The following is a 25,883-nucleotide window of genomic DNA, read 5'->3' as shown; positions in this document are numbered from 1 at the left end:
ATAAAAAAGCTTCTGATTATTTAGAAGCTTTTTTTATATTTGGATAAACCAAAAAAACAATAATATGTTAACTCTTTTACAAACAGATCCTTACAACGGAGCAGATGCGGCTTCTGGTGCAGTTGCTGCAGGATTAGGGATCGGAACAATGTTCTTCGGACTGCTTTGCTATATATTCTATGGATACTGCATGTACAAAATCTTCCAGAAAGCAGGAAGACAAGATGCCTGGGCTGCCTTTATTCCTATTTACAACACGATCGTATTACTGGAAATTGTGAAAAAGCCGATTTGGTGGATCATTCTTTTCTTTATTCCATTGGTAAACATTTATGCATGCTGGGTGGTATATGACAGACTTGCCAAAGGCTTTGCGAAAGAAACACCTCTGTACACTATTCTGATTCTCCTTTTCGGATTTATTTTTATTCCTGTATTGGGATTGGGAAGTGATCGTTTTGACAGTAAACTGGTCCCGAATGATTAAATAGAAAGAAAAAAATTAAAAGACTTCATTGCTGAAGTCTTTTTTTTATTAATCATCGATAGGATTGTAGAATTAATTGTACTTTCCGTTATTATTAATTCTACAGTATTTGAATCATATGGATTGTAAATTATTATAAATTTGAGTACAGACAATTTGAAGTTTATCCCTTCATGTTACAGAATATATATTCTTATTTCAATATAGAATGAATATAAATATTCTGTTTTAACTTTTCAGAAATAAGCAATGAAAAGTTGATAATGTGTTCATTGCCTTATAGGTACATTTAAAACAGTACTTTTTTAAGTATTAGGTTGAAGGCTTCACATGTTGGAGCCTTTTATATTTTTTTAACAGTTATTAAGATTTTATTATTTTTGTACCATCTTAATAACTATGATGAAAATATTAGTCCTCGGGGCATTATCTACCGCCTCATTATATTTCGCACAGAGCTATCCTGCCTCTGCCATTCCTGAGAATTTAAAGAAAAATGCGAGTGCTGTAATCCGAAAAGAATTTACAACCGTTCAGATCAATAAAATCGATGAAATAAAATATCAGAAAAATAAGATAATTACAGTCTTAAATAAAGACGGTGACGATGAGGCAGTAGCTTACATCCCTTATGATAAATCAAAAAGTATTTCAAACATAAAACTTACGATTTACGATGAGACCGGCAAAAAAATTAAAAGTGTTTCAAAATCTGATTTTAAAGACGTAGCGAACAATCCTCTGGGAGTTTTTTATTCTGATAACAGGATATTGGTTTATTCATATACACCGGTGCAATATCCTTATACTATTGATTTTTCCTATGAAGCTGAAGATGAAGACACTGTTTTTATCCCGGATTTTGTACCTTTTACTTCTACTAAAATATCTCTTGAAGAAGCACAGTTTAAAATCGTTAACACTTCTGGAATAGAACTCAGATCTAAAATTTACCCTTCAAAATACAATTATACCTCTGTGATAGAAAGCGGTAGTGGAAATGATAAAACCTATTCATACAAAAATGTACCTGCTATTGACGATGCTTTTATGATTCCAGAGCCTGTTAAAATCTTACCTGCGGTCAACTTTACACTTACAAAATTCAGCCTTGCAGGAAAACAGGGAACTTTGAATAACTGGACAGATTTCGGAACCTGGATTTACAATGATCTTTTGGTACCTGTTTCTGCATCTACTCCTGCTATTAAAGCTGAAGTAGCCTCTTTACAATTACAGGGATCTGTAGAAGATAAAGTAAAGAAAATTTATCAGTACATGCAGAACAAAAGCCGATATATTGCTGTGGCTTTGGGAATAGGTGGATGGCAGCCTATGATGCCGGATGAGGTTCAGAAAAAAGGCTATGGAGATTGCAAGGGGCTTACGAATTATATGAAAGTTCTTCTGAATGAAGCAGGGATTCCTTCCAATTATTGCATCATTACCTCCAGTCGGTCACAGGTTTCTTTTGATCCCGAATTTCCTTCTATGGGAGGAAATCATATTATTCTTATGGTTCCAACAGAAAAAGGAAATATATGGCTTGAAAATACCTCTCAGCAAATTGCTTTTAACCATTTAAATTACAGTACTACCGACAGAAATGTACTTGCTGTGACTCCGAAAGGAATCGAACTGATCAATACACCGGTGTATAAAGCTGAACAGAATAAAGAAAAACAAACATTGAGAGTTAATCTTAATGAGGATAACAGTATTATCGGCACCGGTAACTTTTCTTATACCGGAAATCAATATGATGATAATCTGAGATTTGCCAACCTTAATCCTAAAGAAAAGAATGATGCAGTTAAAGAAAGATTTAATATCCTGAACTTTGAAAAAGTTGAAATGAAAAATTTTAATAACGACAGAAACAATGCCGTTATTACCTATGATCTGGACTTTAAAACCAACAATTTCTCTAAAAAAGCAGGAAACAGCCTATTGTTCCGATCTGTGCCTATTTTTAATGATGCAGTCTTTAAAACTGATGAAAACCGTGAGCTTCCTTTTGAAGTAGGCATGTCTTATGAGGATGAATATGAAATTGCTTTTGTTCTTCCTTTAGGATATAAAGTTGATGAAACTCCGGATAACTCAAGCATTACTTCCGAGTTCGGATCTTATAAGCTAAGCTTTGTTAAAAGTGATGATCAGGTAAAAGTGATCAGAAAAATACAGATTAATAAAGGGCTGTATCCAAAGGAAAAGTACAATGACTATATCAGTTTCAGAAAAAAGATCCTGAATATGGATAATTCAAAAATTTTAATAACAAAAATATAGCCATGAAAAAAATAATAGTATTGCTTCTTTGCTCAGCCGGCACAATACTGGTAAATGCTCAGAAGAAATATGAATTTCTGAATCCTCCGAAATTTAATGATGCAGATTTATCTAAAACCAAATCATTACTGGATGAAAATGCTCCTGCAGAGATCTTGTATAAATCTGCTTATTTTATGATCGATAACAATACCGGTAATCTGCATAAAAGATATTTTTACAGAGTTAAGATTTATGATAAAGATAAAGCTGAAGATTGGCTGAATCTCGAAATCCCTATCTATAATATCGGTTCAAACAGAGAATCACTAGGTAAATTCAAGGCTTTTACCTATAATCTTGAAAATGGAAATTCTGTTCCTGTAAAAGTAGAAAAGAGTTCTCAATATAAAAGCAAAGAGAATAAATATGTTACTCTCACAAAATTTGCATTCCCAGGTGTGAAAAATGGATCAATCCTGGAGTATCAATATGAAATTGTATCTCCGTTCAGATTTATGATTCCTGAAGTATTGATAGAATCCGACACGCCTTCTCTGAATACAGAATACGTTTTTGATACTCCGATTAATATGTCATATAACGTAAATTATACAGGGGGAATTACTCCTAAGTACAGAGAGATGGAGGAAAGATACCTATATGGTGCACAATACAGAACCTACAGATTTGCTTATGAAAATCTGAAAGGCTTTAAAACTGAAAAATTTGTAAGAAATGACAGAAACTTCAGAACAAAAATCAGTGCTGAGCTGAATTCTACAAATTTCGGAGAGCTTAAGCTGTATTCTTCCTCATGGGATCAGATTGGAAAGAGATTGTATGAAAGTGAAGATTTTGGAGGAGAACTGAAAAGAACAAAACTGGCAAAAGAAAATATGCCGGCAGGAATTTCAGAAATGAAAACAGATCTTGAAAAGGCAAATGCTATTTTTTCCTATGTTCAAAAAACCTTTACCTGGAATAAAGATAAAGGAATCTACACAGAAGATGGCATCAGGAAACTGTTGGAAACTAAAGTTGGGAACGCTGCAGAAATCAGTCTTTTTCTTGTTATGATGCTTCGTGAAGCAGGTCTTAAAGCTGATCCGTTGGTAATTTCTACGGTGGAAAACGGGTTAATCAACTTGGTTTCGCCTAATATTTCCAATATGAATTTTGTATTAGCAGCGATCAGTATTGATAACCAGCTGCATATCTATGATGCCACTTCAAAACAATCTTCTCTGGATGAGATTCCTCTTAAAAACTGGAATCAGTATGGAATTTTAGTCACCAAAGACAAGACTCTTCTGATTCAAATGGCCAATGTGAAGTCAAGTAATACTTTCCTTACAGTCAATGGTAAAATCAATGACGACGGAAGTATTTCAGGAACGTATTCTGACAGAGATACCGGCGCCTACGCAATGTATGTAAAAGACAGCTATGACGATAATGCTGAGAAATACAAAAAACAGTACAAGGAAAACTTCTCCATGGACTTTACGGATATCGATTCAAAAGTCTTAGAAAATGGAGACTTTGAAAGCAGTATGAAATTCTCTTCTCCCAACCTGATTGACAGAGTAGGGAAGAAAATGATCATTAATCCTATGCTGTTTTTAAACAAAAGTTCCAATGAATTTGATCAGACGGAAGTAAGACAATATCCTATCGATTTTGGATCACCGATCACGAAAGTAAAAAAAGTAACTCTTGAAATTCCGGAAGGATATGTGATTGAGGAAATGCCTAAAGAAAAAAAGATTGTTACAGAAGATAAAGAAATAGAATATACCTATTCTATCGTACAAAAAGGAAATAAGCTGGAGGTAACGACCACCACAAAAATTAACAGTTCAGATTATCCGAAAGAGTACTATCCTGCATTTAAACAAATTTGGGGCGTCGCTTCAAAATTTGAAAACCAGGTAATCAGTCTTGTTAAAAAGTAATGTCTGACGTGATCTGAGTAAAAAAATATTTTTTTTTCCAAAACCATTCATCTTTTGAATGGTTTTTGTATATATACTCAAAAAAATAAATTATGAAAAATACGATTGCTGTTATAGCATTATCTTCTTTCCTGGTAGTTACGGCCTGTAAAAAAAATGAAAAGGCAGGGCAAGCAGAAAAAACAGAAAATAAAGCGACTGAAGAATTTGTAGTGGACTCTGTGAAAGTCAATGATTCTACAAAAATTACAGACTCCTTAAAAGTGAGTTACACTTCAAAACTGTTGGTTTTCCCTTCTTTAAAAGATAAAAAACTACTGGACAGCATCTATTTCCAGAATGAAAAAATTAAAGACTTTTCCAAAGCAGGTCTTCAGGCTTATCTGGACAATGAAAAAAATAGTTATTTCAATTCTGTAAAAAATGATAATAAAGACTGGGCTTCAGATGTCACTTATGCTCAAAACTGGTATTCAAGCTCACACATGAACCTTATTTCCAATACCAACGGTTATATGCATATCCAATATGTGGGAAGCGGATATGAAGGTGGAGCACATGATAATTACGGATTTTCCGAAAGGGTTTTTGATCTGAAAAACAGCAAAAAATTAGAATTGAAAGACATTACTTCAATGCCTAAAAATAAAATTGAAGCCATTCTGATGAAGAATATCGATAAAATGAATAGTGGTACGATGGATGGTGACGGAGAAGTGAAAAACTCAGAAATGCTTTTAGTGGATAAAATTCCGGCATCTGATAACTTTTATTTTGATGATAAAAACCTGTATTTTCACTACAGTCCCTATGAAATTGCTGCTTTTGCTGCCGGAGATATTACCATTCCTGTTTCGTGGGAAGATCTGAAAGGTACATTAAATACAGAATTTAAAGAAAGAATGAAAATTAAGTAAATTAATGCTTCCAGTTTTGGAAGCATTTTTTAATTTTGCGGTAATGGACAAAGTAGCTTTTATTATCAATCCTTTTTCGGCCAAAAAAAACTATCAGCCGTTTTTGAACGAACTTAAAGCAAAGGTTAACAATCCTCTGTATTATGTTTCAGAATCTATTCCCGGGACAGATGAATTTATCCAGTCTCACTTCGGAAAGGTAGATATTTTTGTGGCAATAGGAGGGGATGGTACCATTTCTACAGTAGCCAGGAACCTTATTAATACAGAGAAAATTCTCGCAATTTTCCCCGCAGGTTCAGGAAACGGTTTTTCTAATGAAACACAATTCAGTAAAAATCTCGACGAACTTTTAGAAAAAATAAAAGCAAAAAATTCCAGAAAGATCGATACATTTACCGTGAACGACAGGCTTTCCATCAATGTTTCGGGAACAGGTTTTGACGGTAAAGTAGTTAAAGAGTTTGAAAAAACAAGCCGTGGATTCAAAAACTATATCAAAGTTTCTCTGAAAACCTTCTTCAATTACAAACCGATCAAAGTGAAGTTTTTTGATGAGGAATATCAGCAGTATAACGGCAGATATCTGATGATGAACATCGCCAATACCCGGCAGTTTGGTAACAACGCTTATATTGCACCAAAAGCCAGTAAAAGTGACGGATTGGTTGACATGGTTTTGGTGAAAAAATTTCCTTTGACGTATTCTGCGCTGTTTGCTTTCAGAATGTTTACCAAAAGGCTGAAAGATGATGAGTATGTGACCTATCTTCCGGTCTCTGAAATATCATTTAAAGTCAATACCAAAAACTGGCATCTTGACGGTGAATTCAATAAGATAAAATCACCAATTCATGTTAAAGTACAGCCTTCAAGTTTGAATATTTTGATTTAAAGCCAGTTACTGGTGTGGGTTAATCTGTTTCGGGTTTACCAGTTACTGGTTGTTTGGCTGCGAGTTCGGTTTATTTCGAGTTACGTTTTACACACAACCTTAAACCTTGAACCTTGAATTCTATCCCTATTCCCTGCAACCTAAAACCTGCCATCTGCCACCTGTCTACACTTCCAGTTTCTTTTCCACTTCAGCCGGATGTTCCAGACAGTATTGAAGTTGCTTTTTATCAAGTTGTTTTTCCCAGTTGGCCACTACAACTGTAGCTACAGAATTTCCAATGACATTGGTTAAAGCTCTGCATTCGCTCATGAACTTATCAATTCCAAGAATTAAAGTCATTCCTGCAATCGGAATTTCAGGAACTACGGCCAATGTTGCTGCAAGCGTAACAAACCCGGCACCTGTGACACCAGCTGCGCCTTTTGAACTTAACATGGCTACCAAAAGAAGCATCAGTTGCTTTTCGAGAGGAAGATGAATATTTAATGCCTGTGCAATAAAGAGAGAGGCCAGTGTCATATAAATATTTGTTCCGTCAAGATTGAAAGAATATCCGGTAGGAACTACAAGGCCTACAATAGCCCGTGAGCAGCCGGCTTTTTCAAGTTTTTCCATAATTCCCGGTAGGGCAGACTCTGAAGAGCTTGTGCCCAGAACGAGAAGAAGCTCCTCCTTAAGATAAAAAAGAAGTTTGAAAATATTAAATCCGTTATACCATGCCACCGCTCCCAGTACCAAGACCACAAAAAGGATAGACGTAATATAAAAGGTACCTACCAGGAATATAAGATTCAGTACAGAATGAAGTCCATATTTTCCGATGGTAAAGGCCATAGCACCGAAAGCTCCTATCGGGGCAAGTTTCATGAGCATATGGACGATTTTAAATACCGGAGTCGACAAATCCTGTAGAAAATCAGTTACTTTCTGGCTCTTTTCTTTTGTTAAAACCAAAGCAACTCCCATTAAAATAGCAACCAGAAGAACCTGCAGGATATTATCACCCACCAAAGGGCTGAATAATGTCTCCGGAATAATATTCATAATAAAACCCGTAAGAGTAGATTCATGAGCTTTTGCCTGGTATTGTGAAACATCGCCCGAAAGGGTAGCAGGATCAATGTTCAAGCCATGTCCCGGCTGCAGAATATTTCCTACCACTAATCCGATGATAAGAGCCAGAGTTGAAAAGGTAAAAAAATAGATCATTGCCTTGATTGCAATTCTGCCTACTTTTTTCAAATCGGTCATGTGGGCAATTCCTAAAGTAAGGGTTATGAAAATTACCGGAGCGATAATCATTTTTACCAATTTGATGAATCCATCCCCCAATGGTTTCATCTTTTCTCCCAATTCAGGGTAAAATTTTCCAAGAAGAATACCCGCAATGATGGCGATAATCACCTGGAAATAAAGCTGATTGTGTATTTTTTTTGCTTTCAAAGAACAGTCGTTTTGTTTTTTTAAGGGCGAAAATTAAGAAAATTTATCTGAAAACATGACAAAAGTCATTCAAAAGAATCTGTTGACCTTGTTTTATAAATTAATTAAAAAGTCATGGCTTCATTCGAAGAATGAAGCCATGACTCTATTTATATATTAATATGTAGTTTATTCCACTGCTACAGAATCATCTCCACGGCCGTCTGCTACTGCGTGAATATTTCCGTTTTCATCAAGAACAATCATTTCTGTTTTTCCGATGTACTTCGTCTTTTCAATGACGTAATTCTTGCTTTTCAGTTCAGAAATAGTACTTTCCGGAAAATTATTTTCAACCGTTATGGTTTCAGGAAGCCACTGGTGATGGAATTTTGGTGCATTGACCGACATATTCGCATTTAGCTTAAAATCAACCACATTCACAATGGATTGGTATACTGAAGTCGGTATTGTAGTGCCTCCGGGAGTTCCCACAACCATAAAAGGTTTTCCATTCTTAAGAATAATCGTTGGCGTCATTGAAGAAAGCATTCTCTTGTTGGGCTGTATTGAATTGGCCTCTCCACCCACAGCTCCGAACATATTCGGTACTCCGGGTTTGATTGAAAAGTCATCCATTTCATTATTTAAAAAGAATCCTGCTCCCGTAACTAAAACTTTACTTCCGTAATATCCGTTAAGAGTCGTGGTTACAGAAGCTGCATTTCCATCCTTATCCAATACGGAAATATGTGTGGTCTGCATTGATTCTTTCGGTTGTGCTATGATTTTACCGACTTCTGCACTTGGTGTTGCTTTGTCAAAACTAAAACTTTTCCATCTCCCTTTCAGATAATCATCAGAGATCAGGTAAGAGGTCTTGTCCTGAATAAAATCCGGGTCACCCATATATTCAGCTCTGTCTGCGAACGCTCTTCTTTCTGCTTCAGCCATAATCTGAACTGCTTTTGTTGAGTTCTGCTGATATTTTTCAAGGTTTTCAAAACTGGCCATTCTGAGCATCTGGGCAAGTAGCACTCCGCCGCTTGATGGTAAAGGCATGGTGACAACATCGTTTCCTTTGTAATCAAATTCCAATGCTTTTCTCTCAGCAACTTTATAGTTTTTAAGATCTTCCAATGTGATGATTCCGTTCCCTCTTTTCATTTCAGCAACTAAAAGTTCAGCTGTTTTTCCTTCATAAAAACCTTTAGCTCCCTGTTTCTGGATCAGTTTCAAAGTTTCAGCTAAATCTTTTTGAACCAATAGATCTCCGGCTTTCCATGGGGTATCTTTTACAAAAATGATGGAAGATTTATTATGTTTCTGGAATTTTTCTCTTTGGTTATTCAGCATTTCTGCCTCTTTGTCTGTGATGGCAAATCCTTTTTCAGCAAGATCAATGGCGGGCTGAATAATCTTTTCCATAGGAAGTTTACAGTATTTCAACGTAGCAAAAAATCCTGCTACACTTCCCGGGATGCCTACTGCAAGTCTGCCGTTCTGGGATAAATCTGTATCTGCCTTTCCTTTTTTATCAATATACATATCACGGGAAGCCTTTTTCGGAGCTGTTTCCCTGTAATCCAGTGTGAATTTTTCACCATTATTCTTTACACCTACCAGAAATCCTCCGCCACCGATGTTTCCGGCCTGCGGATACACTACAGCAAGGGCATATTGTGTTGCGGTAACAGCATCGTAGGCATTTCCGCCCATCTTTAAGATTTTGGCTCCTGCTTCACTGGCTAACGGATGTGCAGAGACTACAACACCTTTCTTTTTTACCTGTACTTCTTTGATAATATTGATGTCAGTAAATTGTGCCCAGCTGAGCTGTGCAGCCAAAAGCATCGAAGCAATTAAAATCTTCTTCATATGATTGTTTTTTCTTACAACAAAATTATTGAATTTTTTGTGTAAATAGCTGTTTTTATTAGGAATATGAAAATTATACTTTACTTTTTTCATTTGTTAATATTTTTTAAATTTTATTTGATTAATGTATTTATTTATTCAATTTTATTATGTAATATTTAATTAATTTAGATTTTTTATGAAATTATTTTCATTTTTTAAAAATTGAATTATTACATTTGAAAAAAAAATACATGAAAAAAAATTACCAGAAAATTATCTTTTTGGGAACCTTGGTCTTTGTGTCAGCCAGCCTAAATGCACAAACGAAAGATTCTATAAAAGTAAAGGCAGTAGATGAAGTTAAAATTACTGTAGGATCCAGAAATAAAAGCCGAGTTGCAACCGATACACCTGTTCCTGTGGATGTTATCAATATTGGATCACAATCTGTACTAAGTCCGCAAACCGATCTTAATCAGATCTTAAACTATGCTGCACCGTCTTTTACTTCCAATTCAACAACTGTAGCAGATGGTACGGATCATGTTGATCCAGCTCAATTGAGAGGGCTCGGGCCGGATCAGGTACTTGTTTTACTTAATGGAAAGAGAAGGCATACTTCATCACTGGTTAATATTAACGGTTCTCCGGGTAGAGGCTCTGTAGGGACCGATCTGAATGCTATTCCTGCTTTTGCTATTGAAAGGCTGGAAGTATTGAGGGATGGGGCTTCAGCGCAATACGGCTCTGATGCAATTGCCGGAGTCATTAATGTGATCATGAAGAAAAATACCAATGCATTTACCGCAGCAATTATGGGAGGTGGATTTAATTCGAAAGGAGCTAATGATCATACCGGAGGATGGGATGGAGAGAAATATCAGCTTGATCTTAATTACGGAACTAAAATTGGTCATAATGGGTTCGTCAATTTTACGGCAAGCTTTCTGAACAGAAATGATACCGGAAGAGCCAGGTCGGCGGCAGGTGATATTTTTAATGCATATAATGCTATTGAGCAAAGAGCATTAGAAAATGAAGTGAATATTTCCGCTCTTTTCGGGAATATCAATAATACTTCCAATACGCAGCAAATCATAGATTATATACATCAGTATGCTCCGCATGTAAATTATTTTACTGCAGCACAGCAGGCTGATATTCAGTCGGCAAATACAATTACAGCCCTGCAGAATCTGCTGAAGGGTGATGTAACTGAAAATGAACTTGCTTACAGAGGGTTAACAAGAGACGACTTTAATATGAGGGTGGGGCAGTCCAGGTTAGGGTCCGGTCAGTTTTTTATGAACTCCGAATTTGATCTGTCCTCAACAATCCGGGGATATGCTTTTGGAGGAATCTCCTACAGAGCAGGAAATGCAGCAGGGTTTTACAGAAGGCCCAATCAAAACAGAACTTCAACGTCAATATATCCTAATGGTTTTTTACCGGAAATTGCTTCTGATGTTATAGATCTCTCTTTTGCAGCAGGATTTAAAGGAAAATTAGGAAATATTAATTATGATCTCAGTAACACTTTCGGAAGCAATACTTTTGACTATACAATAAAAAATACAGCCAATGCATCCATGCTGTATCCTGGTAAAAGAGAGTTTAATGCTGGTGGCTTGGGATTCTCTCAAAATACCATCAATGCAGATTTCGATACAAAGTTAGACTGGTTAAAAGGATTTAATATTGCCTTTGGAGGAGAAATGAGGTTTGAAAAATACAAAATAGAAAATGGCGAAGAAGCTTCATGGGCTCTTTATGATATTAATGGGAAGATTCAGAACCCTGCAACAGCTGCTGCGCTAAAGCCTACTGATTTTTTTGGAAACACAAGGCCCGGAGGAGCTCAGGTATTCCCTGGTTTTCGTCCTGAAAATGCTTTAAATAAAGGAAGGCATTCCGTAGCTGCTTATGTGGATACGGAGCTGGATGTTACGGATAAATGGTTGGTGAGTGCTGCTTTGAGATATGAAAACTATTCAGACTTTGGTTCTACATTCAACTATAAGCTGGCAACAAGATATAAGCTGACGGATCATATCAATCTCCGGGCGGCACATTCCACGGGATTCAGAGCTCCATCTTTACAGCAGATTTATTTTAATGCTACAGCGACACAGTTTGTGGGCGGAACAGCATATGAAGTAGGCGCGTTTTCTAATGATTCCGATGTAGCACATATTCTTGGAATTCCACAATTGAAACAGGAGGAGTCGGTGAGTTATTCTGCCGGTTTTACGGCTAAGATTCCACAGGCGAATCTTACATTCACAGTAGACGGTTATTACATTAAGATTAAAAACAGGGTGGTCTTAACAGATCAGTTTTCAAGACCGACGGGAACCTATCCGGTGGGAAGTGATCTTGCTAAATTACAGACTGCCTTTGATAAGGCCAATGCAAATGCTGCCACTTTCTTCGCAAATGCGATTGATACTCAGACTAAGGGTATTGAAGGGGTGATTTCACATAAAGCAAGGTTTTCTCAGTCGGTAGCTTTGAATTCTGATTTTGCAGTTACGGTGTCAAAGACGAACAGGATAGGCGATATACATGGTTCTGATATTTTAATCAATGCAGGGCAGATCAACAGGTATTATTCGGAATCCAGCCGTGTTTACCTTGAAGAAGCTATTCCAAGGTTTAAAGCTTCCCTGAATAATGCTCTGGAGATTAATAAATTCAGTGTGCTGCTAAGAAATGTTTATTTCGGGAAAGTTACCGACCCTAATACGATGGATGCTAACGGGGACGGAATCGTAAGCGGAGAAATCATTAACGGCCAGGCTGTCGCTACTGAACATCCGGTTTGGGGAGGAAAAATAATTACCGACCTGTCTGTTGGATATAATTTTAATAAAAACTTTAAACTGACAATCGGGGCGAATAATTTGTTTGATATTTATCCTGATAAAAACTACGGCCCGGCAACGGTAAAAACTCCTTCTCTGGATGCTTCCGGTAACCTTGTGTATGTTAATACGTCTACTATCGATCTGTCTAATCAGAATCAGTTTGTATACTCGAGAAATGTTTCTCAGTTCGGGATGAACGGCAGATTTCTTTTTGCCAGAGTAAATCTTACTTTTTAATTACAAATTTCAGGAATATAAAAAGGTGTACGAAAGTATACCTTTTTTATTATGGTTGGCATGTTTTTTTTACTTTTGTACAATTCTAAAAAAAATCTGAAAAATGGAATCCTATACGGAAAGAATACTGATTACAGGTGCCTTGGGACAAATTGGTACCGAATTGACGAACAGACTTGTTGAAATCCACGGAGCGGAAAACGTTGTTGCTTCAGGATTGGACAGATGGCAGGAAGGAATTACCTCTGCAGGACACTATGAAAGAATGGATGTTACCAATACCCAGTTGGTAAGGCAGGTGATCAAAGATTATGATATTACTACAGTGTACCACCTTGCTTCGCTTTTATCCGGGACTTCGGAAAAGCAGCCAATTTTTGCGTGGAAGCTGAATCTTGAACCGCTGCTTCATTTTTGTGAAATGGCAAAAGAAGGACTTCTTAAAAAGATCTTCTGGCCAAGTTCAATCGCAGTATTTGGAAAAGGAATTCCAAAGCATGACGTAGGACAGGATGTGGTGTTGAACCCAACAACCGTTTACGGAATCTCCAAAATGGCAGGGGAGAAGTGGTGTGAGTACTATTTCGATAAATATGGTGTGGATGTAAGAAGTATCAGATATCCAGGATTGATCTCATGGAAGACTCCGGCGGGAGGTGGAACAACCGACTATGCTGTTGAGATTTTCTACAAAGCAATTGAAGACGGAAAGTATACAAGTTTCATTTCGGAGAATACAGGAATGCCGATGTTGTATATGGATGATGCTATCAATGCAACCCTGAAACTTATGGAGGCTCCTAAAGAAAGTTTAACGGTTCGTTCTTCTTATAATTTGGGCGGAATGTCATTTACTCCAAAAGAACTGGCGGAAGAAATCACAAAAGAAATTCCGGATTTTACAATCGATTATAACCCGGATTTCAGACAGGCAATTGCAGATTCATGGCCGGCATCAATTGACGATTCCGTAGCTAAAAAAGACTGGGGTCTGACGTATGATTTCGGAATTTCTGAGATGACAAAAGATATGATTAAGAATCTGAAGGTAAAATTAGCCAAGGATTAATAATGTAAAGTAATACTTTAATTAAAAATATATTTAACATCTGATTTTTAATATTTTGTAGAATTTACATAAAATTTAATTTAAATGGTATTATTGACTTTTAACATCACTTGTATTGAAGCTGGAGTAAAAAACGGCTCTCAAATTTCTGATGAAGAACGATTAAAAATCACTGAAGATAATACCAGAGCGATTCTGAGAATTTTAGATATTCATGATGTTAAATCAAGTTTTTTTGTAGAGGTTTCTATTACTGAAAAACTTCATCATTTAATAAAAGCAATTTCATCCAAAGGGCATGAAATTGCTTTTTATAACAAAGGTTCAAATCCTGAAGAAATTGAAAATGCCAAGAAGAATATTCAGGATCTTCTGGAAAAACAAATCAGAGGAATCCGTCAGAAAGACATAAAGGTTTCTCACGAAATGTTAAAGATGATGGAATTCAATTATGTCTCCAATATTGATAATGCCAATATTCTTTTTCCTTTCAAAAGGCTTAAAAGAGATACTGAAATTATAGAGGAGGATGGGCTGAGTATTGTCCCGGAAAGTATTTCTCCGTACAGTCAGCTTCCCTATAATGATTTTGTATTTCAGATTCTGCCGATGAAGTACTATCAGAATATGGTACTGGAAACTTTGCAGAATGAAGAATTTGTGCTGATCTACCTGAACACATGGCAGTTTACGGATTTCAAGAAATACCGTTTTGATATTCCATTTTACCGAAGCTTATTTTCGGGCAAAAAAATGGAGGACAAATTAGATGCCCTCCTTACTTTTCTTAACGACAGGGAAATGGCTACTTCCCGTATGAAAGATTATATTTTTTAGGTTGCAGGTTATAGGTTGCAGATATTAGGTGTTAGGTAGCAGCTATTAGATTAAAGGGATTAGGGAGAACTATTCACATGTTCAACAATACTCAATTTCTAAACCTCTAACATTAAACTTTGAACTTTGAACTTTGAACTTCACTAGCTCAACTCAAAAAGCGTAATCTCTGGCAATACACCTACTCTTCCCGGATAGCCCAATACTCCGAATCCTCTGTTGACATACAGCAGTTTCCCTTCACTTTCGTATAAATCGGCCCATTTTGGATATTTGTATTGTACCGGTGACCATTTTACATTCTTAAGATCCAGCCCAAACTGCATCCCGTGCGTGTGTCCCGAAAGTGTCAGGTGAATGTTTGCGGGGTGCTTTTTTACCACATAATCAAAGTGGGTAGGGTCGTGGCTCATCAGAATCTTATTGGCAGATTCTGGTACTCCTTTTAGAGCATCATCAATCTTTCCGAATTGTGGGAATGGCTTCAAACCCCAGTTCTCAACACCTAGGATATACAATTTTTCACCGTTTTTTTCAATCACTCTGTGTTCATTTCTCAGCATATCAAATCCGGCTTGCTTTTCATAATCAATCAATGTGTCAAGGTTTTCTTTTTTAGCTGCAGGTGATTCCCAGCTTACATAATCTCCGTAATCGTGGTTTCCCAATACCGCAAACTTGCCGTCCTTAGCCTGGATTTTTGAAAACAGAGGAATAAAAGGTTTAAATTCATCAGCAACGTTATTCACCATATCTCCGGTAAATAATACCAGATCCGGCTTCTGTTCATTAATCAGCTCGATGGCATGCTCTAATTTGCCGGGATCAGAGAAACTGCCGCTGTGAACATCAGAAATCTGGATGATTTTGTATCCTTTAAAACTTTTCGGAAGGTTGGCGAAATTTACTCTTACCCTTCTTACCTTATGCCTGTACTTTCCAAATGTAATCCCGTCTATGAAAAGAGCGGAAAGAACGCCGCTCATTCCCAATCCAACCAGGCTCAGGAACTTTCTTCTTTCCGGGAAGAAATTTTCCGATGGCTTGGCGAAACCGATCAGGTAACCGCCCGTTCGGACAATATCATCAATCAATAAAAATAAAACGATAAAGATCTTTGGAAGGATGAAGATTAAAAATAACGAAATCATGATCTGAGCTCTTACCATACTTCTGTCTGATCTTTGGTAGTGGGTAACTTCATACGCGAAAATTCCATACACGGCTAAAGATATGACCCAGTATCCGATTCTGATCCAGAAATTATCGGTAAGTGTTCTGACGGCCTGATAAATATACACTTCCAGAAAAAGGAAGATTGCGGCGATGATTAAAAAATTCTTTTGCATGTTCTGATCAAAAAAAAGCACAAAGAATAAACTTCCCTGTGCTTTTATATTTTTAATGGTTTAAATATTACTTTTTAGGAAATCTATAAACGATAGCATTGATGTTCATTCCGGCACCTACCGAAGTCATCACAATGTTACCATTATCTTTAAACGATTGACCCTCCATTTTTCCTTTAATTATTAAATCATACATAGTAGGAATCGTTGCCACGGAAGTGTTTCCGAAATCCTGGATAGTCATAGGAGAGATGGCATGATCGTATTCTTTCACGTCATAAAGCTTATGAAGTCTTTCAATCATTGCATAATCCATTTTAGCATTGGCCTGGTGAATTAAGATTTTGTCTATATCTTCAATAGAAAGACCGGCATCAGTAATGGTATCCTTGATCGCAACCGGTACATTTTTTAGAGCGTATTCGTAGATTTTTCTTCCTAACATTCTTACATACAGACGTCTCTGATCTACTTCTTTATTGATGGAAGGAGCGTTTTCAAGATAGTTTAATTCCGGTCCGTTATCACAAATTGTGTTGTGGGCAATAATTCCAACATTCTCTTCATCTGTAGCTTTTACCACTACAGCTCCGGCACCGTCTGCAAAGATCATTCTGTTTCTGTCATGCGGATCTGTTACTCTGCTTAAAGTTTCTCCTCCGATAACAAGTATGGTTTTGGCTACTTTAGCTTTAATAAGATTATCCGCTAAAATCATTGCTTCTACCCATCCCGGGCATCCGAAAAGCATATCGTAGGTTACGCACTTTCTGTTTTTGATTCCCAGTTTATTCTTCACTCTCGCTGCCATTGTAGGCATAAAATCAGCATATCCGTGTTCAGTAACTTCCCCGAAATTGCTTGCATAAATAATATAATCCAGGTCTTCGCCGTCTACTTTTGCGTCCTCAAGGGCAATTTTTGCAGCTTCATAACCGATTTGTGAGTTGGAAAGATCATCCTCAATGAATCTCCTGTTTTCGATTTCTGTAATCTCTACAAATTTCGCAATGGTCTCTTCCACAGGCTTTTCAATCTTTACCCCGTCTTCAGTGTAAAACTCGGAATTCATGAAGTAATCTCTACCAATAACTCTGTTCGGAATATAACATCCAGAGCCAATAATGATCGTATTCGGCATTCGTTTATATGATTTTTTTAAAGATGCAAAGTTAATAATTAATATTAATAACGGAGAATTAAAAATATTATTAAATTTGCAAAAATTGTACTTTACAATCTATGAAAAACAACTCGTCCTTAAAAGGCTTACTTATTGCAGCTGTGGCGTTTATCGTTGCCTTTGGGATCTACTTCCTTTTTTTAGCCAAGAAGAATTATTATGTTGTAGATAATCCTACCCCGAATACGTATTATTTTAAGATCAATAACGGATCTGAAGGAATTATTTCTGCGGGGCAGTATGTGCATGTGGATTTGAATAAAGGGAAAAACTCTATTCAGGTTTTTGATCAGAACAAGAAAATGCTTTACGATTCAGCATTTGAAGTGAATAAACTTCGCGGTCTGATTAATATTACCCATCAGGATTACTACGTAAATGATCAGTATTACGGATATAATCTTAAAAAAGATTCGTTGCTGACAGCACTTGATAAAACGGTTATCGACGGAAAGGATTATTACGGAGGAGCAAGACGCTTCAATAAGCTTTACACAGAAGATTTTTATTACAATGTAGATGAAGACTATGACAAAGTGATCAAAAATATCCAGAAAGTGGAATCACGATCCAAAATCTTCAGAAAGCAGGATTACCTAAATTATTACAAAGAATATTACAAGTTTTAAGTTTTGACAAAAGATATCACCAAAGTTACTCCCTACAATTCAGAGGCTACCAAAAAAAGCCAGGTAGAGGATATGTTCGACAACATTGCACCGAAGTATGACCTTCTGAACCATGTTTTATCCATGAAAATTGACGTTCTATGGAGAAATAAACTGGTAAAATGGATGAAAAATGATAATCCGCAGGAAGTGCTGGATGTAGCTACAGGAACAGGAGATCTGGCAATTACTATTGAAAAAGGAACCGGTTCTAAAGTAGTTGGATTAGATTTATCACAACAAATGCTGAATGTTGGCGTTATTAAAATAAAAAAACTTAAATTAGACGGCAAAATTTCCATGCAAAAAGGAGATGCAGAAAATTTACCCTTCGAGGACAATAGATTTGATGCTGTTTCCGTTGCATTTGGAGTAAGGAATTTTGAAAACCTTACCAAAGGTTTGGCAGAGTTAAGAAGAGTAGTTAAAGATAACAAAAGTGTTTATATACTGGAGTTTTCAAAGGTTGAGGGTTTCATGGGACCATTTTATATGTTTTATTTCAAAAATATATTACCTGCCATCGGCAGATTGGTTTCTAAGGATAATAGGGCGTATACATACCTTCCGGATTCTGTAAATGCTTTTCCTTTCGGGGAGAAGATGAAGCAAATTCTTTTAGATACGGGATTTAAGAAAGTTGAATATAAAAAATTAAGTTTAGGTATAGCCACAATTTATAAAGCAACAAAGTAACCTATGAATAAATTTCTATTAAAAGCACTGGTTTTAACCTCAGTAAATGTTGCCGTTTTTGCAAACGCGCAATTCAGAACCCGAAACAGAATGGACAAGTTGGAAGATTTCGACGAACAGAAATTCAGTTGGGGGTTTTATTTGAACGGGAACAGACTGGATTACCGCATTGTTTTACATCCGAAATACGGGATGAATGATAATGAAAACCTTGTTACCTCTAAGGAAAGCTATAGTTTCGGTGCCGGGCTTATTGCAAAATGGAGACTGAATGACTATCTTGACGTAAGAATAGAACCAGGTTTACAGTTTGCACAAAGACAGTTGACTTTTAATACACAATCCAATGACATATATGCAGGGGGATCTTTAACGAATGATCCTTTTATGCCATTCCCTTTACAGGAAAAGGATAAAGTAAGAGAAATTAAATCTACGTTGATCGATATTCCGGTACTTTTGGAGCTTCACGGCCAGAGATGGTACAACTCAAGACCTTATGTTGCAGCAGGGGTGAATTACGTCGTAAACCTTCAGTCTAATGCAACTTCTACAGACGACAACATGCAGGGAATCTTCAGATCTACTACGCACAACTTTGCATGGTCTGCAGAAATGGGAATCCAGTTTTATTTCAACAAATTTAAACTGACTCCTGCCGTAAGAGGAACATTCTTCATGAACAATGAAAAAGTGGCGGATAACGCTACTACACCTCCTTACTGGTCATCTGCAATCTCTACATTGCAGACAAGAGCAGTAATGTTCGTTCTGAAATTTGAATAAAAATATTTTCACTGAAAAATACACAGGAGGTGCGCTGGCACCTCCTTTTTTATTGTTATATCAAAATATAGAGTGTTTTATTTTTGTTAGTGTTATTATTTTTTTATTTTTGCTTTTAGTTAGAATATACAAACCTGAAATGCTTCAAGATTTAGAAAACAATTTTTCAGAATTAGAGAGAAAGATTTCGACTCTGCAAAAGAACTATAAAAATCTTACGGAAAATTTAAAAGAATTAAGTATTGAGCATGAAGAGTTGAAGAAGAAATATGATGAGGAAAGAAGAAAGAATCAGGTATTAGCAGAAGAACAAAAAAATATAAAACTTTATTCAGCAATATCAGGAAATCCTGAACACAATAGGTTAATGAAAAACCATATCAACAGATTGGTAAAAGAAATTGATTTCTGTATTGCTCAGCTTCAAAACAGTGGATTATAATGGAGATAAGGAGAATAACCGTCAACATTGCAGGAAGAGTGTATCCGCTGAACGTACCGGCAGCAGAGGAAGAAACTTTGCGTAAAGTAGGGAAGCAGATCGAGAATATGATTAAAGATTTTGAACAAAACTTCGATGTAAGAGATAAACAGGATGCTTTGGCTATGTGTGCCCTTAAACTGGGAACCAATGCGGAAGTAGTTTCTCTGAACTACGAAAAAAATATTAATTCTACCAACGAAAGGTTAAAGCAGATTAATCAGTCGTTGAATGAAATCGGGAAATAGATTTTTTTTCCTGAAAATTACTGCCTACAATAATTCTAACACATTAAAGGTAAACTCAACGCTAAACAATTACCGAACAAATGTCCATTGAATGGCGTGCCGGGCTTCCGGATTACAGACAGTGGAAATCAGTTCAAATCGTGTTGATTAGGAGTTTACTCTCAATCTCTGGATTATTGTGGGCTTTTTTTATTGAACAAGGATATGAATACAATTAAAACTCAATATAAATTATGATAGAAGTTATAGTCGGTGTTGTTTGTTTGGTAATCGGAGCTGTCGTGGGAATGTTTTTTTCCAGAAGTTCTCTGAATACTAAAGCAAAATTCATCATAGATGATGCCAAGAAAAATGCCGAAAACCTTATAGAAAAAGCTAATGTACAGGCTGAATCCATAAAGAAAGAAAAGAATCTTCAGGCTAAAGAAAAATTCCTGGAACTGAAATCACAGCATGACGCTGATATTCAGTCCCGCGAAAAGAAAATGCAGGAAGTTGAGAAAAGAATCAAAGACAAGGAACACAAGCTGAATGACGAGCTTAGCAAGACTGGGAAGCTTGAAAAAGATCTCGACAGACAGATTGCAGATTATGCCAAGAAGAACGAAATTCTGGATAGAAAACAGCAGGAATTAGATACGGCTACTGCCAAGAAAGTAGAAATACTTGAAAAAATCTCTAATTACACCGCTGAGGAAGCTAAAGCAGAATTGGTAGAAACCATGAGAGCAGAGGCCAAAACAAGAGCACAGGCACATGTTCAGAGCATCATGGAAGAAGCTCAGATGAATGCTAAAAACGAAGCGAGAAAGATTGTTATCCAGACAATCCAGAGAATCGGAACGGAGCAGGCAATCGAAAATTCAGTATCCGTTTTCAACATCGAGTCTGATGAAGTAAAAGGTAGAATTATCGGTAGAGAAGGTAGAAATATCCGTGCTTTGGAAGCGGTAACCGGAGTAGAAATTATCGTTGATGATACTCCTGAAGCTATTCTTCTTTCATGCTTTGATCCGGTAAGAAGAGAAATTGCAAGACTATCCCTACACAGATTGGTAACCGATGGTAGAATTCACCCGGCAAGAATCGAAGAAGTGGTAGAAAAAACAAGAAAGCAGATTGAGGAGGAAATCATTGAAGTAGGGAAGAGAACCATCATTGATTTAGGAATCCACGGATTACACCCTGAACTGATCAAAATCGTAGGTAGAATGAAATACCGTTCTTCTTACGGACAAAACTTACTACAGCACTCAAGAGAAGTAGCCAACATTGCTGCAACGATGGCTGCTGAATTAGGATTAAACGTAAAATTAGCAAAAAGAGCAGGTCTTTTACACGATATCGGTAAAGTTCCTGAGCAGGAATCAGAATTACCACACGCGCTTTTAGGAATGCAGTGGGCTGAGAAATATGGTGAAAACCCTGAAGTTGTAAACGCAATCGGAGCTCACCACGACGAAATTGAAATGAAGTCATTATTATCTCCGATCATTCAGGTTGCCGATGCGATCTCAGGAGCAAGACCGGGAGCAAGAAGACAGGTATTGGAGTCTTACATCCAGAGATTAAAAGATCTTGAATCTGCAGCATTAAGCTTCGATGGAGTATCCAGTGCTTATGCAATTCAGGCAGGTAGAGAACTGAGAGTAATGGTAGAGAGTGGAAAAGTAAATGACGAAGTAGCTTCTCAGCTTTCTTACGACATCTCTGAGAAAATCCAGAATGAACTGACTTATCCGGGACAGGTAAAAGTAACAGTAATCAGAGAAACGAGAGCTGTCAATATTGCCAGATAATAATCAGAAAAAGATATTTGATAAAAACCTTTCAAGAAATTGAAAGGTTTTTTATTTTTATCAAAACTTAAAAATGCAAGAACTGTCCCTGTCTTCAAAACTGAAGTACATTTTCTCTATTCCCGTTATTATCTCCGCCCTTGGCTATTTTGTAGATATCTATGACCTTCTTTTATTCGGTATCGTTAGAATACCCAGTTTAAAAGCTTTGGGGCTTAATCCGGATGCAGACGGAACCTTCATACTGAACTGCCAGATGGTAGGACTTCTCATAGGAGGGGTGTTCTGGGGAATCTTTGGAGACAAAAAGGGAAGGCTTTCCGTACTTTTTGGATCCATCTTAGTGTATTCTTTAGCCAATATTGCCTGTGGTTTTCTGCCTTATTTTCCGAAAGAGCATTTGATATACCAATATGCCGGCTTAAGGTTTATTGCAGGTATAGGACTTGCCGGAGAGCTTGGAGCCGGAATTACACTGGTTTCTGAAAGTCTGCCGAAGAATTTAAGAGCCATCGGGACTTCGGTTGTTGCCGGTTTTGGATTAATGGGCGCCGTTGTAGCTCAGCTAACTGTAGAGCTGGCCGGAGGATGGAATATTTCTTACATTATCGGTGGGATCATGGGAATTATGTTATTGATACTGAGAATAAGCGTATCGGAATCCGGAATTTATAAGAATCTTGAGCATAAAAATATCTCCAAAGGAAACTTTCTCTCCTTTTTTACCAATAAAGACAGACTGATAAGATATTTAAAATGTATTGCAGTGGGATTACCTACGTGGTATTGCATAGGCATTCTGGCTGTTTTAGCCAATCAGTTTGCCCCTGAATTAGGCATAAAGGATATCAACCCCGGAAAAGCCATTATGTGGGCTTATGTAGGTATTTCTGTCGGTGACCTGTTGAGTGGTTTTATTTCCCATGCTTTAAAATCCCGTAAAATGGCCATCTTTTATATGCTGATTTTTACGTTGATCGGGGTGGCAATTATGTTATTCGGAAATACCAACACGGAAACCAGATATTACCTGTTTTGTGTATGGCTGGGATTTGGAACAGGATACTGGGCTATGTTTGTAACGTTGGCAGCAGAACAGTTCGGGACGAATATCAGAAATACGGCAACAACTACCGTTCCCAACATGGTAAGAGGTCTGGTGCCGGTAATGATATTTGCTTTTGATTCTCTTAAAGGACATTTCCCGGTTGTGGAAAGTGCTGCCATAGTAGGGGTGGTGGTATTCGGGCTGGCATTTTATTCTTCACTTACCATTTCAGAAACCCACGACAGAGATCTTGAATTTACGGAATAATTTAACTTGTTTAATAAATAACATAGTGCTATTCCTTATTTTGAACGTAATAATAGGGTTATTATCAATAAATTATTCAATTTTACATTAATTTTTGTTGCGAGTATTTAATATTTGTTTAACTTTGAAAGGTAACTAAAACTATATTTTTAATCAAACTAAATCTCATGAACATTATGAAAAACGCTAAAAAATTAAGAAAACAGGATCTGAAAAACATTACCGGAGGAATAAGCGGAAACCCTGATTTATCACTTTGCGGATGCAGCTGCTCAGGAGCAGTAACCGGACCTTGGTATTGTGTACAATATATTGGCTGTCCACAGGTTTATACTTGTGGGGAGATCTAAGAAATTATTTCAATTAGAAATAAACATTTCCACATTTAATATGCAGAACCCTTTTGATTTCAAAAGGGTTCTGCTCTTTTAACGGATAATGTAAAGAAGGCTGCCGATGCTTATCGTTACCCATAGTATAATTGCCATTACCAAAGGTTTTAATCCGATTGATTTCAGCGTTTGAATAGAAAGGGTAGAACCAATCAAAAATAAGGTCAGATTCAGACCGGATTTTGCCAGAACAGTAATCGAAGTACTGAATCGGTCAAGAAAGGGGAAATAAGTATTCAAAAGGATTGCTGCAATGAAATATCCGATAAACCAGGGAATCTTTATTTTGGAATCTTTACTTTTAAAAATAAACATGGTTATCAGTGAGACAGGAATAATCCATAAAGCACGGGCCAGCTTCACTGTGGTGGCTATTTTCAAAGCTTCATCTCCATATTTACTGGCAGCACCCACTACAGAACTTGTGTCATGAATTCCCACTGCACACCAAAGCCCAAACTGCTCCTGTGAAAGATTCAGCAGGTGTCCTATTGCAGGGTATACAAACAAGGCAACCGAATTTAAGGTAAAAACAATAGCCAGCGCAAGAGAAATTTGTTTTGTATTAGGTTTAATGATGGGAGAAACAGCAGCAATAGCACTCCCGCCACAAATAGCAGTTCCTGCGGAGAGAAGATAAGATAAAGGTCTTTCCAGTTTAAATAATTTTCCCAGAAAATATCCTAAAACCATAACGGTGACAATACTTACAACAGTCAGCATCAAGCCTGTTTTTCCGGCATGAAGCGCTTCATCAAGCTTCAGCCCGAATCCAAGACCTACTATTGAAATCTGCAGCAGTAAATGAATATATTGATGAAGGTGTTTTTCAAAAGGATTTCCGATAAAAACAGCCAGGGCAAATCCCAAAGCAAGAGCAATTGGAGAAGATATAAAAGGTGTAAGGCATAATACAGCCAAAACAATAAAAAATACTTTCCTTGTTATTTCATTTTGAATGAAATCTTTCATAATGCGAACTTTTAAAATGAGCATCAAAAGTCCGAAATAAAGTATTACAAAGTAAATCGTATTTTGTTATATCGGATAACTAAAAGTTATATCTTTGCTTATTGCTTATTGCTTATTGCTTATTGCTTATTGCTTATTGCTTATTGCTTATTGCTTATTGCTTATTGCTTATTGCTTATTGCTTATTGCTTATTGCCTGTTATTCTGCAAACCTCAAAAAAAGTTTGATCAGTTCAGATTGTTCTCCTTTGGGAAGGATAAAATGAAAATCTCTTTCGATACTGAAATTTTTAATATCAATCACTGTAAGGATGTTGTTTTTAAGTTCGTTAAGAATAGTGCTGATAGAAAGAAATGCCAAACATTCGGAGTGAAGAAGGTAATTTTTAATACTTTCACTGCTTCCCAACTGTATGACAGTATTCAATTCATGGATATTAATTTCCTTTTCTTTAAGCCTGTTTTGGATGAATTCCAGCGTACCGGAACCCTGTTCCCTGAAGATAAGATCCAGCTGATAAAGATCTTTTAAGCTTAATGTTTTATGGGCAAGAGGATGATCTGATTTTGCTGCGAGAACAATTTCATCAGGTTTAAAAGTTTTATATTCAAAATAAGAAGACTGTGATTCCCCTTCAATGATACCCAGGTCAATTTTTTCTTCTTTTAAAAGTGTTGAGATGGTTTCCGTATTTCCGGTAAGAAGCTCAATCTTAATATCTTTATAATAAGAATTGAATTTGGCCAAAATCTCTGGTAAAATATACTGTGCAACGGTTGTACTCGCCCCGATAATCAGCTTTCCTTTATGCTGCTGACTGATCTGGCTGATCTCAAATTCCATGTCACGATAGATGTTTCTGATCTTTTCTGCATGTTCAAACAGAATTTTTCCGCTTTGGGTCAGCTGGATAGAAGTTCCTTTACGGTCAAATAGCTTAGCACCTATCTGAGTTTCAATCTCTTTAATATGTTTGGTAACAGCGGGTTGGGAAATGTGAAGCTCCTCTGAAGCCTTGGTGAAGCTTAATCGGGTAGCCACCGTATGGAAAACTTTTAATCTGTAATCGAACATGGGGTAAAATTACGAATTATAGTTGGAAATGGTGAAGAGAGCTTGAGAGTTTGAGAGTGGGAGGGTTTGAGGGTAATGAGATGCGTGTTGCGAGTT

General features: G+C 36.8%; 22 protein-coding genes. 16 read left to right on the top strand and 6 right to left on the bottom strand.

The genetic code is table 11. The features are described from left to right. Positions 1-64 precede the first annotated feature (64 nt). The 5 genes from JNG87_RS10680 to JNG87_RS10660 all read left to right on the top strand — a co-directional run bounded on the left by JNG87_RS10680 (position 65) and on the right by JNG87_RS10660 (position 6,528). A complete protein-coding gene (locus JNG87_RS10680) occupies positions 65-487 on the top strand; it encodes a DUF5684 domain-containing protein (RefSeq protein WP_047432171.1) in 423 nt (140 codons plus the stop codon). A gap of 399 nt (positions 488-886) precedes the next feature. Then, complete coding sequence (locus JNG87_RS10675; RefSeq protein ID WP_202844049.1) at positions 887-2,779, top strand: DUF3857 domain-containing protein; 1,893 nt, start codon at positions 887-889, stop codon at positions 2,777-2,779. A gap of 2 nt (positions 2,780-2,781) precedes the next feature. Next, a complete protein-coding gene (locus tag JNG87_RS10670; protein ID WP_202844047.1) occupies positions 2,782-4,716 on the top strand; it encodes a transglutaminase-like domain-containing protein in 1,935 nt (644 codons plus the stop codon). 92 nt (positions 4,717-4,808) lie between these two features. After that, positions 4,809-5,633 carry an RsiV family protein gene (locus tag JNG87_RS10665; RefSeq protein WP_202844045.1) on the top strand — a complete coding sequence of 275 codons (825 nt, stop codon included), beginning with the start codon at positions 4,809-4,811 and terminating at the stop codon, positions 5,631-5,633. A gap of 43 nt (positions 5,634-5,676) precedes the next feature. After that, positions 5,677-6,528: a diacylglycerol/lipid kinase family protein gene (locus tag JNG87_RS10660; protein WP_110009412.1), complete on the top strand. Its 852-nt coding sequence runs from the start codon at positions 5,677-5,679 to the stop codon at positions 6,526-6,528. Between the two features lie 165 nt (positions 6,529-6,693). On the opposite strand, the gene JNG87_RS10655 is transcribed toward JNG87_RS10660, so the two are convergent. Continuing rightward, positions 6,694-7,974, bottom strand: coding sequence for a dicarboxylate/amino acid:cation symporter (locus JNG87_RS10655; protein ID WP_202844043.1), 1,281 nt, complete (start codon positions 7,972-7,974; stop codon positions 6,694-6,696). 168 nt (positions 7,975-8,142) lie between these two features. After that, complete coding sequence (gene ggt, locus JNG87_RS10650; RefSeq protein ID WP_202844036.1) at positions 8,143-9,831, bottom strand: gamma-glutamyltransferase; 1,689 nt, start codon at positions 9,829-9,831, stop codon at positions 8,143-8,145. Positions 9,832-10,064: 233 nt separating this feature from the next. On the opposite strand from ggt, the gene JNG87_RS10645 reads away from it, so the two are divergent. The 3 genes from JNG87_RS10645 (at position 10,065) to JNG87_RS10635 (ending at position 14,823) form a co-directional block, all read left to right on the top strand. After that, entirely contained in the window at positions 10,065-12,917 is a 2,853-nt protein-coding gene (locus JNG87_RS10645; protein WP_202844034.1) for a TonB-dependent receptor plug domain-containing protein, read from the top strand. 103 nt (positions 12,918-13,020) lie between these two features. Then, positions 13,021-13,986 (top strand): NAD-dependent epimerase/dehydratase family protein, encoded by a 966-nt coding sequence (locus JNG87_RS10640; RefSeq protein ID WP_110009408.1) that lies wholly within the window; start codon positions 13,021-13,023, stop codon positions 13,984-13,986. 84 nt (positions 13,987-14,070) lie between these two features. Next, positions 14,071-14,823, top strand: coding sequence for a polysaccharide deacetylase (locus JNG87_RS10635; RefSeq protein ID WP_202844032.1), 753 nt, complete (start codon positions 14,071-14,073; stop codon positions 14,821-14,823). Between the two features lie 143 nt (positions 14,824-14,966). Here the strand turns inward: JNG87_RS10635 and JNG87_RS10630 are convergent, their stop codons facing one another. Together JNG87_RS10630 and JNG87_RS10625 are read right to left on the bottom strand one after the other, a co-directional pair. Continuing rightward, positions 14,967-16,172, bottom strand: coding sequence for a metallophosphoesterase (locus JNG87_RS10630; RefSeq protein ID WP_202844030.1), 1,206 nt, complete (start codon positions 16,170-16,172; stop codon positions 14,967-14,969). A 67-nt stretch (positions 16,173-16,239) separates the two neighbouring features. Then, complete coding sequence (locus JNG87_RS10625; protein WP_110009405.1) at positions 16,240-17,313, bottom strand: 3-oxoacyl-ACP synthase III family protein; 1,074 nt, start codon at positions 17,311-17,313, stop codon at positions 16,240-16,242. A gap of 101 nt (positions 17,314-17,414) precedes the next feature. Here JNG87_RS10625 and JNG87_RS10620 point away from each other — a divergent pair, with 101 nt between their 5' ends. The 8 genes from JNG87_RS10620 to JNG87_RS10585 all read left to right on the top strand — a co-directional run bounded on the left by JNG87_RS10620 (position 17,415) and on the right by JNG87_RS10585 (position 23,698). Continuing rightward, positions 17,415-17,984: a hypothetical protein gene (locus tag JNG87_RS10620; protein WP_062670900.1), complete on the top strand. Its 570-nt coding sequence runs from the start codon at positions 17,415-17,417 to the stop codon at positions 17,982-17,984. A 3-nt stretch (positions 17,985-17,987) separates the two neighbouring features. Continuing rightward, the gene (ubiE, locus tag JNG87_RS10615; protein ID WP_002980528.1) at positions 17,988-18,719 is read left to right on the top strand and encodes a bifunctional demethylmenaquinone methyltransferase/2-methoxy-6-polyprenyl-1,4-benzoquinol methylase UbiE; all 732 of its coding nucleotides are present in this window, start codon (positions 17,988-17,990) and stop codon (positions 18,717-18,719) included. A 3-nt stretch (positions 18,720-18,722) separates the two neighbouring features. After that, positions 18,723-19,505, top strand: coding sequence for a porin family protein (locus JNG87_RS10610; RefSeq protein ID WP_202844028.1), 783 nt, complete (start codon positions 18,723-18,725; stop codon positions 19,503-19,505). Continuing rightward, positions 19,498-19,947, top strand: a complete 450-nt coding sequence (locus JNG87_RS10605) for a FlxA-like family protein (protein WP_238349710.1) — start codon at positions 19,498-19,500, stop codon at positions 19,945-19,947. The genes JNG87_RS10610 and JNG87_RS10605 overlap by 8 nt, the downstream gene beginning before the upstream one ends. After that, positions 19,947-20,234, top strand: a complete 288-nt coding sequence (locus tag JNG87_RS10600; RefSeq protein ID WP_110009403.1) for a cell division protein ZapA — start codon at positions 19,947-19,949, stop codon at positions 20,232-20,234. Before JNG87_RS10605 ends, JNG87_RS10600 begins: the two co-directional genes overlap by 1 nt. A gap of 233 nt (positions 20,235-20,467) precedes the next feature. Next, positions 20,468-22,033 (top strand): ribonuclease Y, encoded by a 1,566-nt coding sequence (gene rny, locus JNG87_RS10595; protein ID WP_171006220.1) that lies wholly within the window; start codon positions 20,468-20,470, stop codon positions 22,031-22,033. Between the two features lie 73 nt (positions 22,034-22,106). Beyond that, positions 22,107-23,348, top strand: coding sequence for an MFS transporter (locus JNG87_RS10590; protein WP_202844027.1), 1,242 nt, complete (start codon positions 22,107-22,109; stop codon positions 23,346-23,348). A gap of 167 nt (positions 23,349-23,515) precedes the next feature. Beyond that, entirely contained in the window at positions 23,516-23,698 is a 183-nt protein-coding gene (locus JNG87_RS10585) for a hypothetical protein (RefSeq protein WP_110009396.1), read from the top strand. 78 nt (positions 23,699-23,776) lie between these two features. Here JNG87_RS10585 and JNG87_RS10580 read toward each other — a convergent pair whose 3' ends face one another. Both JNG87_RS10580 and JNG87_RS10575 read right to left on the bottom strand, forming a co-directional pair. Further along, positions 23,777-24,712: a YeiH family protein gene (locus tag JNG87_RS10580; RefSeq protein ID WP_202844025.1), complete on the bottom strand. Its 936-nt coding sequence runs from the start codon at positions 24,710-24,712 to the stop codon at positions 23,777-23,779. A 199-nt stretch (positions 24,713-24,911) separates the two neighbouring features. Then, the gene (locus tag JNG87_RS10575; protein WP_202844018.1) at positions 24,912-25,787 is read right to left on the bottom strand and encodes a LysR family transcriptional regulator; all 876 of its coding nucleotides are present in this window, start codon (positions 25,785-25,787) and stop codon (positions 24,912-24,914) included. Between the last annotated feature and the right edge of the window lie 96 nt (positions 25,788-25,883).

The sequence above is a fragment of the Chryseobacterium cucumeris genome, assembly GCF_016775705.1.
Classification (GTDB): Bacteria; Bacteroidota; Bacteroidia; order Flavobacteriales; family Weeksellaceae; genus Chryseobacterium; species Chryseobacterium cupriresistens.
The sequence above is the reverse complement of the archived record's forward strand: the minus strand, read 5'-3'. Positions and strand labels throughout refer to the sequence as shown.

Bases quoted from the DNA above. Each gene is read 5' to 3' on its own strand.
- JNG87_RS10590 (WP_202844027.1), top strand. From the start codon at position 22,107: ATGCAAGAACTGTCCCTGTCTTCAAAACTGAAGTACATTTTCTCTATT.
- JNG87_RS10630 (WP_202844030.1), bottom strand. From the start codon at position 16,172: ATGCAAAAGAATTTTTTAATCATCGCCGCAATCTTCCTTTTTCTGGAA.
- JNG87_RS10640 (WP_110009408.1), top strand. From the start codon at position 13,021: ATGGAATCCTATACGGAAAGAATACTGATTACAGGTGCCTTGGGACAA.
- JNG87_RS10635 (WP_202844032.1), top strand. From the start codon at position 14,071: ATGGTATTATTGACTTTTAACATCACTTGTATTGAAGCTGGAGTAAAA.
- JNG87_RS10585 (WP_110009396.1), top strand. From the start codon at position 23,516: ATGAACATTATGAAAAACGCTAAAAAATTAAGAAAACAGGATCTGAAA.
- JNG87_RS10625 (WP_110009405.1), bottom strand. From the start codon at position 17,313: ATGCCGAATACGATCATTATTGGCTCTGGATGTTATATTCCGAACAGA.
- JNG87_RS10680 (WP_047432171.1), top strand. From the start codon at position 65: ATGTTAACTCTTTTACAAACAGATCCTTACAACGGAGCAGATGCGGCT.
- JNG87_RS10665 (WP_202844045.1), top strand. From the start codon at position 4,809: ATGAAAAATACGATTGCTGTTATAGCATTATCTTCTTTCCTGGTAGTT.
- JNG87_RS10675 (WP_202844049.1), top strand. From the start codon at position 887: ATGATGAAAATATTAGTCCTCGGGGCATTATCTACCGCCTCATTATAT.
- JNG87_RS10600 (WP_110009403.1), top strand. From the start codon at position 19,947: ATGGAGATAAGGAGAATAACCGTCAACATTGCAGGAAGAGTGTATCCG.
- JNG87_RS10620 (WP_062670900.1), top strand. From the start codon at position 17,415: ATGAAAAACAACTCGTCCTTAAAAGGCTTACTTATTGCAGCTGTGGCG.
- rny (WP_171006220.1), top strand. From the start codon at position 20,468: ATGATAGAAGTTATAGTCGGTGTTGTTTGTTTGGTAATCGGAGCTGTC.
- JNG87_RS10645 (WP_202844034.1), top strand. From the start codon at position 10,065: ATGAAAAAAAATTACCAGAAAATTATCTTTTTGGGAACCTTGGTCTTT.
- JNG87_RS10580 (WP_202844025.1), bottom strand. From the start codon at position 24,712: ATGAAAGATTTCATTCAAAATGAAATAACAAGGAAAGTATTTTTTATT.
- JNG87_RS10660 (WP_110009412.1), top strand. From the start codon at position 5,677: ATGGACAAAGTAGCTTTTATTATCAATCCTTTTTCGGCCAAAAAAAAC.
- JNG87_RS10670 (WP_202844047.1), top strand. From the start codon at position 2,782: ATGAAAAAAATAATAGTATTGCTTCTTTGCTCAGCCGGCACAATACTG.
- JNG87_RS10575 (WP_202844018.1), bottom strand. From the start codon at position 25,787: ATGTTCGATTACAGATTAAAAGTTTTCCATACGGTGGCTACCCGATTA.
- JNG87_RS10610 (WP_202844028.1), top strand. From the start codon at position 18,723: ATGAATAAATTTCTATTAAAAGCACTGGTTTTAACCTCAGTAAATGTT.
- ggt (WP_202844036.1), bottom strand. From the start codon at position 9,831: ATGAAGAAGATTTTAATTGCTTCGATGCTTTTGGCTGCACAGCTCAGC.